Genomic DNA, 14,732 nt, shown 5'->3' with positions numbered 1-14,732 from the left:
ACCTCATTTCTTCTTATCAATCTACAAACCAATAGCATTAAGTTCCGCGTGCACACTGGTTTCTTTCCGGTTATCGTTCTGGTAATTAGAATAGAATTCTACGATTTTTTTAATCACATAATCTTGTGCTTCCCGTTCCAATTCAGGATACATTGGAAGCGATAAAGCTTCTTTTGCCGCTCTTTCCGTTTCCGGCAGATCGCCGTCCTTGTAGCCAAGGTCTTTAAATATCGGTTGGACATGCAATGGCAGAGGGTAATACACCATGGTTGCAATACCCGCTTCTTTCAAGTAGTTCTGCAGTTCATCTCTTTGCGGAACCCTTAGCGTGTATTGATGGAACACGTGGTAATTCCCTTCTTTTTCAATCGGTGTCTGGATGACGTCAGCCAATTGTTCATTCAGCTTTTCTGTATAATAGGCAGCCCTTGTACGGCGGGCATCGGACCACTTATCTAGATGCGGGAACTTCACGTTCAGAATCGCCGCCTGCATTTCATCAAGCCTGCTGTTGTAGCCAAGTACATGGTGGTAATATTTCGGCTTGCTTCCATGGACACGGATAACACGCGCTTTTTCAGCGAGGTCTTCATTGCTGGTAATAATCATGCCGCCGTCTCCATAGGCCCCAAGATTTTTTGTCGGGAAAAAGCTATAGGTTGCAGCTGTTCCTAGTTCGCCAACGTTTTGGCCTTTATACTTGGCGCCGATTGCCTGTGCTGCATCTTCAATTACTGCCAATTGATGCTTGTCTGCTATTTCCTTGATTTTGTCCATATCGGCCATTTGCCCATATAAGTGGACCGGTATGATTGCTTTTGTTTTGTCGCTAATCGCTAGCTCAATTTTAGAAGGGTCGATATTAAAGGTAACCGGGTCAATATCGACATAAACTGGCGTTGCACCGGCACGGACAATGGCACCGCCTGTCGCAAAGAACGTAAACGCAGTTGTGATGACCTCATCCCCTTCTTTGACTCCAGCAGCTTGGAGCGCAATATGGATTGCATCGCTGCCATTCCCGACTCCTATCCCGTGGTCAGCAGAGCTGTACCTAGCTACATCCGCTTCCAGTTTTTTAACATTTTCCCCTAAAATAAAATGGGAGGAAGACATTACTTCATCAATTTTGCTAAGAATTTCTTCTTTCATGGAAAGATATTGTTCAGATAGATCGAGCATTTGGATTTTCATGGATATATACCTCTTTTGTATAATTTTGGTTTACGAACTGTTCGTAGGCTTTAATGAGTTTTTTGCTTTCCGCTTCCCAGTTATACTCGTTTTCCACGGCTTTGCGCCCGTTCTCACCCATTCTCTTTGCTAATGTGGGATTATCCTGAAGGAAATTAATCGCAGCACTTATTTCTTTTGGATCGGCCGGGTTAACACAAATGCCGCAGTTATGTTTCTCCACGATTTCGCGCCATAAGGGAAAATCGGAGCAGATAACTGGAATACCAGCAGACATATATTCAAACATTTTGACAGGAAGTGAATATTTAAAAGGTTCATTTTCTTCGAGGACAACTAGGCCCGCCAGTGAATTTCCAAGTAAAGCGGTAACTCCCTCCTTATCCAAAAGCCCGAGATAGTTCACTTTGTCATGTTTCAGCTTTTCAAACCTTGCTTTGTCCGCCGGATTGTGGAAATTGCCTGCAAGATACAGGCTGCAGCTGGACAAGCGTATGGCTTCTTCCATCTTATATAAGCCCCTGTCCCCGGCTAAACCGCCAATATAGCAAACAAACTTTTTTTCCAAGGGCGTGCTTTCCAAGACTGCGGGCTGTTTTCCAAGTTTCGGATAGTTCTTCACATCAATCCTTCGTGGATTGTATTTTTTAAATTTTTCACTTATATGCGGAGTCGCCGCACATATCAAATCAAAGTTCCTGGAAGCATTCTTCTCCACAATTTGGATTGCTATGGACATTGGCTTCTTGAGGTAATTCGGGATATATGGTTTTCGGTAAATCTGCATCGGCAAATCCTCATGGACATCGTAGACCACTTTCTTACCAAGCTTTTTTAGCTCCCGGCCGACAAAGATCAATTCAGGATCATGGAAATGGTACACATCCGCATCGATTACTTTTAGCTGGTCCAGAATAAATGGTTTATTTTTAAAAATCCGTTCAAACCTGTTTTTATTACGAACCCTTAGAGTGCGGAGATGGACCCCGTTTATCGTTTTCTCCGGGGTATTTGGCGCGAATAAATAAACCTCGTGGCCAGCTTGGGCAAGGGATACACATTGCTTTAAATTGATTCTTATATCGGTGTAAGGGTGCACAGACGTTAAATGGCATATTTTCACGACGGTACTCCTTCTCGTTTATTTTTCATAAAAATTTGTGAAAACAGCCAAATGGCCGTTATCTCGAACAAGATGCCGTGCGTCACCAAGCTTGTTGGCAGAGCCGAATTGATAAGCGCCATTGACGGGATGACAATTAATGGCGCTGAAAAATAAATCGGTACATTCCTTGCCACACTGTCCAGCATTTTCAAAACCACCCCGAGGGTAATCGAGTAGACGATAATCCCCATGATTCCGAAGTTGGAAAAGGCATCACCCAAATAGCCTACATTGGGGCTGAAATCTTCATTGTTAAAAACCACACTGGCAATAACATCTACTGGGCTTGTGCTATTATAAGGATTTTCAAACATAAAGGATAAAAAGGAATGTGACAGTTTCATCGTTTCATGTGTGGAAAAGAAGTCGAAATAGACAAAATGAAGCTGGGCGGGAACCAGCAGCAGCCGCCTGACAAAAATCGATGCGGCATTGATGTTGTCAAAGACGTTGTACATCAGCACCGACAACGAAACGATAAAGAGCACGCCGACTGTCATCATTTCAAGAACAAGGTTTTTTAATTTGACGTTCTTTAAGACATAATACAAACCAATAACGACAACTGGCGCAAACAGGAAGCTTTTCAACCCTGTCATTCCAAATAGCAGGAGCTGCAGGAACAGGAACAGGTAAAACAAGGGCTTCTTCCTGCCCTCAAGCGTATAAATGAGCATCGACATATTAATGGCATAGGCCTGCCAGGTGACCAGATAATTCATCAGTCCGGAATTATTTTGCTGGTAAACACTCCTAACATCATAAACAGCAAGCAGGTTGAAGCTTAGTCGTGATAGCCCGCCTGTCGCGATTAAATAGCCGTATACATAGAGGGTGATCACAGTCAGGAGGAAAAAGACCGGCTTGACACTGTCTTCAATCATGAGGACTCGAAAATCCTTCAATCTTTTAACTATCCAAACAGTAAGCATGAATCCGAACAGGATACTGTATAAATAAATCCTTGCTCCATCCTGCATGGAATAAAACGTTAGTAAAGGAACCAAAAGGTTCAGCAAAATAATGTAAAGAATCACTTTGCTCGGCTTCTCCAGTCCTTTTGTGTAAATAATGACACCCGTAATCAGCAGGAATAATAAGAGCCAGGACTCAGCATATTTAACGTAATTTTCCCTGATAACAAAGCCCGAATAGGCAAAGTTCCCCACCAGGAAGGTCGTGTACGCGTAATCAAGGATCAACTTATAGAGAAAAGCTAAAAAAAGAATAATAAAATAATTTTTTTTATTGCCCATGCTGTTTTACTACTCCTAAATTCGTTTTTTCAGTACCCTAAAGGTCATCACATACAATAGGACATAGCTTATGACTGAGCATATTCCATACAGCTTTATTAACTGATGGAAGTCGTATTGGAATAAGAAACCGGCCAGAAATGGCAAGACTGTAAGGATGAGCCTTAAAATATCCCAGACAAGCTGCAAGTCTTGCCTGTTTAAGATATTTAATGTCTGGGACAGAGGGCTGACGATAAACTGGGCAAGATACATCAGGGATAAGATCTGAATGATTGTACCCGTTCCCTTCCAGGCATCGCCGAAAATCAGCCCGAACAGGCTCTCTCCGGCAAAATAAAGAATCCCTATTGGAATGATCCCGACCAAGAGTAGCTTGAAGGATGTCTTTATAAACATCCGTTTTAATTCGCCCGGCGCTTCGATTTTCGCGGCCATCCCGTAGAATACATCAGCCACCGCCCGACCAATAATGGACAGGGGTGAAACAATGACCCGCTGGGCAAGCGCGAACAGTCCAACCTCCGCTTGGCTGTACATTGCACTGAGCAAAATTGGGGCCAACTGAAGGCCAGCGCTGTTTATGAATGATGAATAGCTCGAAATGAGCGGGAATTTCCTATATTTCCTGGCAACATCCTTTATTTCATTCCAACTGATCAAATGGGCGGACTTCCGAAGTTCCATGACCATTTTTAACATCAACTTAAAGCCGCCGAGGATACGGCCCATCACATCACCGACAACCATACCCACTGACTGAAGCTGATACAATCCAGCCTGCCCTCCAACCATAAAGAGCGCCTTATTGACTTTCAGAAATGCCAGGTCTTTGTACTTACTTTTATGAATCCCGTAATAATTCGTTATTGCTGTAATTCCTTCTCCTAAAAAAGCAAGCGGCAGCAGCCAGAAAAGAAACTCGGTAAACTGTTTTTCAAAGAAAAAGAAACCCAGTATTAAAACCGCTGCCGTACTGATGATGGTTGTAATGGCCAGAATACTCAGGCACAGCACAACCAGGTTTATAAATTTCTGTTGGTCCCGTTCAACAGGCAAGGCAAGTTCATATTTCATACTTGTAAAAACATTGATCATCGCCACGACTGAGATGAAAACAGCCAGCTGGCCAAAGACCTCTGGAGAATACAGCCTTGTAAGAAGAGGGGATGATGCGAAAATCAGCCCCTGTGACAGAACGTTCCCACCTAGTACAATGAACACCGACCGGTTAAATGATTGTTTTTTAGTTGACAAGCTTGGCACTCCATCACTGTTTCGTATTAGATTTTTTGGTAGATTCCCGTGAATTCTTCCTGTGGTTCAAATGTATTTCGTGTATCCAGGATAATCTTTGCATTGTTTTTCAGCATTTCCAGGTCAAAGCAGCTGTGATTTGTCGTAATCATTACAAGATCCGCTTCGATTAACAGGTCCTTGTGCAACTCCTCACAAAGAACTTGCTCCCCATTCAGCTTAAACTTCTTCACGTGAGGATCGACTGCTACCCAGTTTGCTCCCGCCTTGGACAGCCTTTCCAATATTGGCAATACCGGTGATTCGCGATAGTCTTCAATGTCTTTTTTGTAGGCAACACCCAAGACAACGATTTTGGAACCATTGATTGCTTTTCCTTGTACATTCAGCAGTTCAGCGCAGCGCTGAATCACAAAATCAGGCATACTGTCATTGATTTCGCCAGCCGTTTCGATCAAACGCGTATGGTAGTTATACTCACGCGCTTTCCATGTCAGATACCATGGATCGATTGGAATGCAGTGCCCCCCAAGGCCCGGGCCTGGATAGAAAGGCATGAATCCGTACGGTTTCGTTGCAGCCGCATCGATGACTTCCCAGACATCAATGCCCATTTTGTTGCAAAGGATCGCCATTTCGTTTGCAAGGGCGATATTGATATTACGGAACGTGTTTTCAAGGATTTTTTCCATTTCAGCTACAGCCGGGCTGGAAACCTCATGGACTTCCCCATCCAATACAGAGCGGTACATGGCTGCTGCTACCTTTGTACAAGCAGGGGTCATGCCTCCGACTACTTTTGGAGTATTTTTTGTATTAAAACTTTTGTTTCCCGGATCCACCCTTTCAGGTGAATAGGCAAGGAAAAATCCTTCGCCACAAACAAGGCCGGATTGTTCAAGGATTGGCTTGATCAATTCCTCGGTCGTACCAGGATAAGTTGTACTTTCCAGAACAACGAGCGTACCTTTTTTTATATGCTCGGAAATTGCCTTGGCAGAGCTTTCAACATACTTCATATTTGGCTGCTTATAAATGTCCAATGGTGTTGGTACGCAAATCGCAACCGCATCTACCTCGCCTATAAAATTGTAATCGGATGTTGCCATCAGCTTCCCTTCGGCAACGAGTGCCTCCAGGTCAGCAGGAATGACATCCCCGATATAATTTTGTCCTTTGTTGACAGCCCGGACTTTTTCCTCCTGGACATCAAAACCAATGACATTAAAGCCCGCTTTTGCTTTTTCGACCGCAAGGGGCAAACCGACATAGCCAAGCCCCACAACCCCGATAGTTGCTGTTTTTGTTTGAAGCTTTTCAATCAGTTCTTCGGCCAATTTGCTTTCTTTTACTTGGGTACTCATATTAAGACTCCTCTTCTCATTCCGATTGGTGAGTTATTTCTTGCTGCTTCGTGAAATGCCAGGACTAGCTCGAGCGCTCTTTTGCCATCCTCACCTGTTACAAGGGGTTCCCGATTTTCTTTAACGGCTTGAATTAAATCTGAAATGGTTTGCTCATGGCCTGAAATTCCCCATGGGTCAGACTTTACTTTTTCCATAATCTCTTCTGTTTCCGTTTCAGATAAATTTTGAACATCAAAATGTTCAAACGAAACGGCATTTGGACCGCCAATTTTAACCGTTCCCTTTTCTCCAAAGATGGTGATTGATTCTTCGAAATTACGATAATAAACGACTGTCGATGTTTCAATCATTCCAAGCGCCCCCGTTTCAAACCGGATTAGCCCTGTTGCAGCTCCTTCTGATTCCATGCTGAACACTTGCTCCGGCTGTCCCATGAACCAGAGAAGTAAATCAATATGATCGATTGCCTGATTCATTATCCCTCTGCCTTCTTCACGCAACTGGGTCTCTCCGCAGAATTTCTGGTTTCTGTTCCAGTTGACCCTGGCGCTCGCATGGCTGATTTTTCCGAGCATTCCTGCTTCGATGATTTTTCTAAGCTCCATGACGACTGGGCGGAATCTGTTTGGATGGACAACCGTTAGCTTCACCTGATTCTTACTGCAAACCTCAACGATCCGTTCTGTTTCATCCAGTGTCATCGCCATCGGCTGTTCCATGACGATATGTTTTTTTGCTGCAGCAGCCCGCTCCGCTATGAATGCGTGATAACTGGTTGGTGTACAGATACAAATTGCATCAATCCCACCATCTGCAAGCATCATATTAAAATCTGTATAAGCCTTCGCCCCGTACTCTTTCACATACGGCTCCATGGCTGATTCGTCTTTGTCGCAGACGGCGGCCAAGTTTGCCTCTGGAATCCGTTCGATTGCCGCTGCATGTTTCTTTGCGATGAATCCGCAGCCTATTATTGCAAAATTCATAAATCGAAATGCCTCCTTTAGCCGCGTATGCTATCTTAGTTGGAGTTTCCTGCCTTTACTTACTGATCGCAGACAATTGTTTTTCTTTTTTGTTTACAAGATTCAAAACATAGTCTTTCAGGTCACTTTCATTTAATGAATAGTAGTTATGGATAAGATTCGATATCAGCTTATAATTGCTGAGTGATGCTTTGCCGACAAGAATCTTCGGATAAATCGGGACATCATTCACTTCGTTTTCATTAAGAAGCTCTTCGAACATTTTTTCGCCTGGCCTGATTCCGGAGTAGTTGATTTTTATTTCTTCAAGCGAGAAACCGGATAATTCGATAAGGTTTTTGGCCAGATCGACAATCTTTACCGGCTCACCCATGTCAAGGACAAATACTTCCCCGCCCTTTGCGAGGGAGCCGGCCTGGATGACAAGACGGGATGCCTCTGGAATGGTCATGAAGTAGCGGGTCATTTCAGGATGGGTCACTGTCACAGGCCCGCCAGCCTTGATTTGCTTTTTAAAAAGTGGGATAACACTGCCCCTGCTGCCAAGCACATTCCCGAATCGGACGGCAACAAACTTTGTCTCGCTTTGCTGATTCAAATGCTGAATGACCATTTCCGCAATCCTTTTCGTCGCCCCCATTACATTTGTTGGGTTTACTGCTTTATCAGAGGAAATGAGAACAAACGTGCCAACATTATATTGATCCGCTGCTTCAGCGACATTCTTTGTGCCCAAGACATTGTTTTTCACAGCTTCCCTAGGATTGTATTCCATTAGTGGAACATGCTTATGGGCAGCTGCATGGTAGACGACATCCGGTTGATGCTCTGCCATGATCTCCATCATCCGTTCACGATCCTGAATATCTCCAATTGCCGGTACAATTTCAATCGTATCCCCATACTTATTACGAAGCTCCATGTCAACCTGATATATACTGTTTTCTCCATGGCCAACCAACACAACTTTTTCGGGTGAGAATCTGCAAATTTGCCTGCAGATTTCTGATCCAATTGAACCTCCTGCCCCTGTAACTAGGACTGTTTTGCAGGATATATATTCAGATATACCTTCAATGTCAAGCTCAACCGGCTCGCGGCCCAGTAAATCCTCGACTCCCACATCTCGAAACTGGTTGACAGCGACTTTCCCAAGCATGACATCTTCAATCTTCGGCATCACTTGTGTTTTAACTTTTGTCTTAGAACATTCAATGTAAATCTTGTTCATATCCAATTTCTTTAATGATGGGATAGCGATGACAATTTTATTTATTTCGTATTTTTTTACGGTCTCAACAATATCAGCCGTTGTTCCGGCAACAGGTATGCCAAGTATATGTAATTTCAGTTTTCCTGGATCATCATCAATAAACGCAGCCGGGACAAGGCGCAAATCAGGATTGTTAATGAGTTGCCTTGCGACCAAGGTTCCTGCCTGGCCGGCACCTATGATCAGCACCTTTTTCATGTCCTGTTTCGGCTTAAGGCAATGATCCAAATACACGCGCCAGGAGAAACGCGAACCCCCTACAAGAAACATCGTCATCATCCATACAGAAAGCAGGGTCCTTGGATAAAAATCCGAAAATGTTACCAGTTGAAAAGCTCCAGTGGTAATGATTGTTAGTGTTACTGCTTTAAAAATGCTTTTCAGTTCCATTACACTCGCATATTCCCATGATTTGTTGTACAAGAGGAAAATGGTTGCGAAAATATAATAACTAATGAGTAAGATTAGAGAATTTAACAAGAGCTCCTCATAAGGAACAGATCTCAGTAATGGGTGAAATTGTATATAACTGATAACTGCGGCGGCCAGCACTAGTACCGAGTCCAAACTTGCCAACAACAGCAACCGTTTAGGGTAACTCATCAAAATCCTCCTTTTTTAAAAATATTAAGAACTCATCATTGCTCAAAAAATTGAACGGGTATGGCCAAACGTTAAGGAGAATTTCTTCGGAATTATTAATTCTATTAAACTGATTGATTAACTAAGAATTAGAATTAAAAATAGCCATTTGCCAGGGCTCCTCTTCAGAATATCCCAAGGAGCTTTTTCCTTTTAACCTTTTGCGGCTCGACTTTATTGACGTTATTTCCTTCAATCAACAGTTCTGCATTCTCCTTAAAAAAGAAGGCAAAATCGCTACCGTAGCTGGATTCAATTTCTCCAAAAGCCTTCTGCATATGAAAAGTACGGTTATGGGTATTATGTGCATCCGAAGCAATAAAATGGACAAGATTTGCCTCAATAAGCTGCCGGGAAAATTTTTTTATATTCTTCCCGAACACCCCACAAATGCTCGAGGCAGTTAGCTGGGACAAAGCCCCTTTTTTAATTAGCTGGTAAAGGATGTCCGGCTGTTCAATGATCCCCTGATTTCTCTCGGGATGTACAATAATTGGAACGGCCCCAAAATTTTGCAGGTCATACACAATCTGTGAAGTATATCTCGGCACATGGCCGGATGGAAGTTCAATAAATACATAATGGGTATTATTCAATGCCAGGATGTTTCCTTTTTGATAATCTTCGAGAATGTCCCCGCTAATAGCCGGCTCCTGCCCTGGGAAGATGGAAATTGGAACATTCTCCTCCTTAAGCCTGCTATTCAATTCAGCGGCCTTCTGAATGACTGCCTCTTTTGGATTTTCGTAAGAACGATTATGATGGGGCGTTGCGATGATTGCTCGGATGCCTTCCTTTACAGCTTCCCGTGCCATTTCCATACTTTCCTCCATCGTTTTTGCCCCATCATCAAGGCCGGGAAGAATATGACAGTGAATATCGATCATCGCTAAATCCCCTTCCTTCAAATGCCAACTTACGGACTAAGTCCCATAATAATAAGAATAATCATCTTTCTTTATTTTCTTATGGTTAAGAACTACGCCTAGAATCTTCCCGTTTGCTGCTAATAACAGCTCCTTTGCTTTTGATACTTGTTCAATCTCGGATTTTCCACTGAAAAGAATGAGAAGAACACCGTCACAAAGATTTGCCAGTATCTGGGCATCTGTCACAGCAAGCGTTGGCGGCGTATCAAAAATGATTACATCAAACTGTTTTTTTGCTTCCGCAAGCATTTCTTCCATTGATTTTGATCCTAAAAGTTCAGCTGGATTCGGAGGGATTGGCCCGCTGGGTAAAACCGATAAAAATGCGCTGTCTGTAGAACTTATTGCCTGATCCAAGGTTTTCGTTTTTGCAAGTACACTAGTAAGTCCATTCTGATTTACTAAATTAAACGTGTAGTGTGCCGTCGGTTTACGCAAGTCCGCGTCGACCAGAAGCACCTTCTTTTCCTGTTGGGCCATGACAACTGCCAAATTTGCCGCCGTTGTAGATTTTCCTTCCCCGGGCCCGGCAGAAGTCACCATTATCGTCTGAATGCTTTTGTCTACTGATGAAAACTGTATATTTGTCCTGATTGTCCGATATTGCTCGGAAATTACGGATTTGGGATCAAGTGATGCGACAAGTTTCCTTCTATTAGAAAAACTTGTATTCTTTTTTTTCTTAAGAACCAACTGTTTCACCCCTCGTTTCCAACGTTTTTACTGAACGTGGCGCTTTCTTCATTTCAAGTTTTGAATCCTCTATCACAGGTATGATGCCAAGGACAGGCAGTCCAAGGACCCTTTCCACATCTTTTTCAGTCTTAATGGTGTTGTCGAAATACTCAATGAGAAATGCCAAACCAACACCTGCCATCAAGCCGGCAACAAGTGCGACCATCATATTTAGGATGGGCTGTGGTTTAACTGGTGCTTGTCCTTCTGACACTTCGGCCCTCGCCAAAATGCTGACATTATCGACATTCATAATAGCTGCGATTTCCTGTTGAAAAACTTGAGCAGTCGTATTGGCGATTTGGGCTGCCATTTCAGGATTCTCATCCTGAACAGAAATTGTTACAACCTGTGAATCTTTTTCGCTGGCCACTTTGATGTTTTCATTCAACTGCGAAAAGGATACGTCCAAGTCCAGCTCCCTAATGACCAGATCCAGAATTGCAGGACTTTTAATAATGACATTATATGTATTGATAAGTTGCAGATTGGTTTGAACATCTGTGGTGCTGTAAATTGCCTTCTCATCTTTTGCCTGGTTTACAAGGATTTGTGTAGATGATTGATACATGGGTGTCAAAAAGGAGTAACTAACAACCCCGGTTATTACAACTGCCATTATGACAATTGTTAAAATGAGGATGAGATGTTTTTTTAACGTCTGTATCAATTGCTTCAAGCTGATTGTTTCTTCCATAATTCCTCCACTTAATCAGATATTTTGTAATTTAAAAAAAATGCTGAAATGTGACGATTTTTGTTCACCCTCTTATTGAAACCTAGTTTTTTATCAGTTAAAAGTGAAGAAGGGATTATTTCCTACTATGGAGAAGTTCACGAACTTTCATAAACAGGGAGAAAGTCGGTGGTTATCATTAAGTTTGTATTACTTTCTTTACACACCGGGGAAATACAGCCTTTATTATTAAAATTAAGGAAGAAGTGCGGGGAAAATGGACTATGCAAAAAGTGAAGAAAAGGAAGATATCCGAGAGGTTTAGAATAGTCGGCAAAAATAAAAAGAGGCCTTTTAGATAAAAATTATGCTAAAAAAATGAAATGTAAAAAAGATATTAAATATAATAGGTAAAAATACTCTCATACCATACTCCTCCTTTAGTCCCTGTTCATAATTTTTTTATCCCTCCATTTAGGTAATCAGCATACTTGACAAAAGTATAAACAAAGGAAAATCCCCGTAACAAGACTCGATTTCCTAGAAGAGAAACAAAAAAAACGCATTGGAATTCATCTATGAATTCAATGCGTTTTCCTCTCTCAAACTATTATTCGCTTATTTTGTAAAAATCGCATTGGACAGGAGCCTGAACAGGTAATCCGTATGGTCGCGGAAACCGGCCTCAAGTCCGATCAATGTTACATCCTTGCTGTCTTCTTTTACAATCACCGGCTGGGACTCCACGTTCGGGCGTCCTCTCCAATGGCCGGCAAGGAAATAATCCTGGTTGTTGTCAAACGTTGCTGCAACCGTGTCGTTGCCAACGACTGTATACCATGCCGGGTGGTAGACGAAGCCGATGTCATCCTGTCCATATCCCGCACCAAGTCCGGTTCCGCTGTAATCAACCTTGACGATGCCGTTGCTGTTGCCGCCGCCCGTGTTGACAGTATTATCCGTCAGCCCAAGTGTTTTTGTTGCACGAGAAGCTCCAGCACCGACCGCGATGTATTTGCCACCATTGCTAAGGAAACTGTTTAAATTGGCCTTGAATGTTTCCAACTGGCCTGCATTCTGGAAGCCAAACTCCTTATTCGCCGCGCTCAAGTTTGTCGAGATGAGGCTTTCAGTCCCGCTGTAGACGAACACATCAAACCCGCCAAGGCCATTATCAGCCACGTCAGCCGGGGTTACTTCTGCAACGCTAAATCCTAGGCGTTTCAAAGCTAGCTTCGTTCCCGCATGGGATTGAACTTTTCCCATTCCTCCATCCTTCAAAATCGCAACATTAAGGCTTTTAACCGTTTCAGCATTTGCCGGGGCTTTTGCTGTGCCAATTTGCAGTCCGCTCTCCTTAACAGCCGCGAAAATTTCATTTGCTGCCGCTTCAGCGTAGAAATTCCCCGAAGCGTCACGCTTTACGGAAACTCCTTTTGCCAACAGGTCATTGACCAGCTTCACCGCTTTTACGGAGCTATTCGGAATGAGGAACGGCCCTTTTCCGGAAACAGATCCCTGGCCGCTGACAGTATTCACCTTAGACGAGACGACATCGACCTTTTCATGAACCGTGTTGGCCTCAAAGCCCCACAGTTCAGGAAGGCTCCATGCCGAAATATCATACATTGCCGCGGTATCATTTGAAATATCTTCCCCATCCCAAAGCATCGTGTTGGCAAGCCCAGCCTTTGCTTGGTCCATTTTCACAATGTACGTTCCTTTTGCGTAGGATTTACCGCCTGCAGTAAACGGTTTCGATGCCTGAACAACCACGATGTCATTGTTGATCAGATGGTTGACGGCTTTTTCTACGACGGTTGGGTCCTTATCATCCACAGGCAAAATATAGGCTTCAGGGAAATGCCCTTCCTTATGATTAGGGTGATTAAACTTGATGCCGCGCTTGAACATCTCAATTTGGTCTTTGATCATCGCTTCCTTATTATCAGTAGCGAACTTCAAAGCGCCGAGAATCGCATCGTACATCCAGCGGACGCCGTCCTCATTGTTTGTCGGCGCTTCAAGTGTATGCCCGTAAGCACCATGGTACATTGCGTACATCGGCGTAAAGATTGGCGGATAATCATCCCAGCCGGCCGCATCATCGCGCTGCGGGATGTATGTCCCCTTCATATCCTGATAAAGCTTTCCTTCATAGGCAGCCTTATTGCCCATGATTTCAGCTTCCATTGCTTCCGCCTGCGCAAAAGCCCACTTCTGGTACAGATCATATTCATAATTCGGGTTATGCGGAGGCGTACACGGCTCAATCAGCCCTTGCAGGTTCGGCCCGTAATTTTTCACATAGCCGTGCGTATCAAGGAACACCATCGGGTTCCACTCTTTTAAAAGTGCGACCGTTTCCCTCGTTTCCGGCTGGGACTGGGTGATGAAATCCCGGTTCAGGTCGATTCCTTCCCCGTTGAAACGCGTTGCATCAACACGCCCATCCGGGTTCTGGACCACGTTGAAGATAAGTATATTATTATTCAAAATTTCTTTCGTCGTTGCATCATTTTTCGTCGCAAACCGCTCAATCAGCTGCATGACAGCGTCACTGCCGATAAACTCGGTCCCGTGAATCGACCCGTTGATCATCACTGGCACCTTGAAATCAGGATTTTCCGTTATAAAATCCTGCGCTTTTTGAGGATTCTTGAACATCTGCTTCCTTAAAGCCTGGAACTTGCCGAATTTCCCCTGCGCTTCCGGATCGGCGATGGTTACAACGTAAAGTGGATACCCTTTTGATGAAGTCCCTTTTACTTCAACCTTCACACGGTTTGATTGTTTGCTGATTTCCTCAAGCTTTTTGCCAATTTGCGAAAACTTCATAAAGTCATAGTTTTCACTGTTGAACAGGCTACCATCCTGCTCCTCGTTCACATTTACATTCTGCCACTTCACCGGGCTTGCCATTGCCGCAGACCAAGGCACCGCCGCAAGCATGCTCACAGCAAGCAATCCTGAAACAACTTTTTTCTTTTTCACTCAAACATCCCTCCCACATATGTATGCAAAACAAATAATCTGTATAAATATACAGATAATCTCATTCTAATTACGGGGGTCACCTTGCACAATAGGATGAAAAGACTAATTTTACGCCTATAGACCAATGGGTTTGTAATCCATTTATTAAAAAATACCGCCCACACGAACAGCGGGCAATACCAAAAGAAGAAAAAGTATGCATGGTTTATTCACTTTAAAATTACAAAAACCTATTATATATAAAAAATCCTAATT

The 14,732-nt window shown here is 43.4% G+C and carries 11 protein-coding genes; all 11 read right to left on the bottom strand.

The features are described from left to right. Positions 1-21: 21 nt before the first annotated feature. Entirely contained in the window at positions 22-1,194 is a 1,173-nt protein-coding gene (locus AR337_RS16270; protein WP_059173066.1) for a DegT/DnrJ/EryC1/StrS aminotransferase family protein, read from the bottom strand. Then, on the bottom strand, positions 1,166-2,317 hold the full coding sequence (locus tag AR337_RS16265; protein WP_059173065.1) for a glycosyltransferase family 4 protein: 1,152 nt from the start codon (positions 2,315-2,317) through the stop codon (positions 1,166-1,168). The genes AR337_RS16270 and AR337_RS16265 overlap by 29 nt, the downstream gene beginning before the upstream one ends. After that, positions 2,314-3,615 carry an oligosaccharide repeat unit polymerase gene (locus AR337_RS16260; protein ID WP_059173064.1) on the bottom strand — a complete coding sequence of 434 codons (1,302 nt, stop codon included), beginning with the start codon at positions 3,613-3,615 and terminating at the stop codon, positions 2,314-2,316. Before AR337_RS16260 ends, AR337_RS16265 begins: the two co-directional genes overlap by 4 nt. A gap of 15 nt (positions 3,616-3,630) precedes the next feature. Beyond that, positions 3,631-4,872, bottom strand: coding sequence for a lipopolysaccharide biosynthesis protein (locus AR337_RS16255; RefSeq protein WP_059173063.1), 1,242 nt, complete (start codon positions 4,870-4,872; stop codon positions 3,631-3,633). A gap of 26 nt (positions 4,873-4,898) precedes the next feature. Beyond that, positions 4,899-6,236 carry a nucleotide sugar dehydrogenase gene (locus tag AR337_RS16250; RefSeq protein ID WP_059173062.1) on the bottom strand — a complete coding sequence of 446 codons (1,338 nt, stop codon included), beginning with the start codon at positions 6,234-6,236 and terminating at the stop codon, positions 4,899-4,901. Next, positions 6,233-7,225: a Gfo/Idh/MocA family protein gene (locus AR337_RS16245; RefSeq protein WP_059173061.1), complete on the bottom strand. Its 993-nt coding sequence runs from the start codon at positions 7,223-7,225 to the stop codon at positions 6,233-6,235. The genes AR337_RS16250 and AR337_RS16245 overlap by 4 nt, the downstream gene beginning before the upstream one ends. Positions 7,226-7,280: 55 nt before the next feature. Continuing rightward, positions 7,281-9,101 (bottom strand): nucleoside-diphosphate sugar epimerase/dehydratase, encoded by a 1,821-nt coding sequence (locus tag AR337_RS16240; RefSeq protein ID WP_059173060.1) that lies wholly within the window; start codon positions 9,099-9,101, stop codon positions 7,281-7,283. A 164-nt stretch (positions 9,102-9,265) separates the two neighbouring features. Continuing rightward, positions 9,266-10,027, bottom strand: a complete 762-nt coding sequence (locus tag AR337_RS16235; RefSeq protein ID WP_059173059.1) for a tyrosine-protein phosphatase — start codon at positions 10,025-10,027, stop codon at positions 9,266-9,268. A 36-nt stretch (positions 10,028-10,063) separates the two neighbouring features. After that, positions 10,064-10,762 (bottom strand): CpsD/CapB family tyrosine-protein kinase, encoded by a 699-nt coding sequence (locus AR337_RS16230; protein ID WP_059173058.1) that lies wholly within the window; start codon positions 10,760-10,762, stop codon positions 10,064-10,066. Further along, positions 10,752-11,501, bottom strand: coding sequence for a YveK family protein (locus AR337_RS16225; protein WP_059173057.1), 750 nt, complete (start codon positions 11,499-11,501; stop codon positions 10,752-10,754). The genes AR337_RS16230 and AR337_RS16225 overlap by 11 nt, the downstream gene beginning before the upstream one ends. A gap of 597 nt (positions 11,502-12,098) precedes the next feature. Then, positions 12,099-14,474 carry a M14 family zinc carboxypeptidase gene (locus AR337_RS16220; protein ID WP_059173056.1) on the bottom strand — a complete coding sequence of 792 codons (2,376 nt, stop codon included), beginning with the start codon at positions 14,472-14,474 and terminating at the stop codon, positions 12,099-12,101. Between the last annotated feature and the right edge of the window lie 258 nt (positions 14,475-14,732).

Origin of the sequence: Bacillus sp. FJAT-27445, assembly GCF_001510665.1 — a bacterium.
GTDB lineage: Bacteria > Bacillota > Bacilli > Bacillales > Cytobacillaceae > Bacillus_D.
Note: the sequence above shows the minus strand (reverse complement) of the source record. Positions and strands in the feature narration are given on the sequence as shown.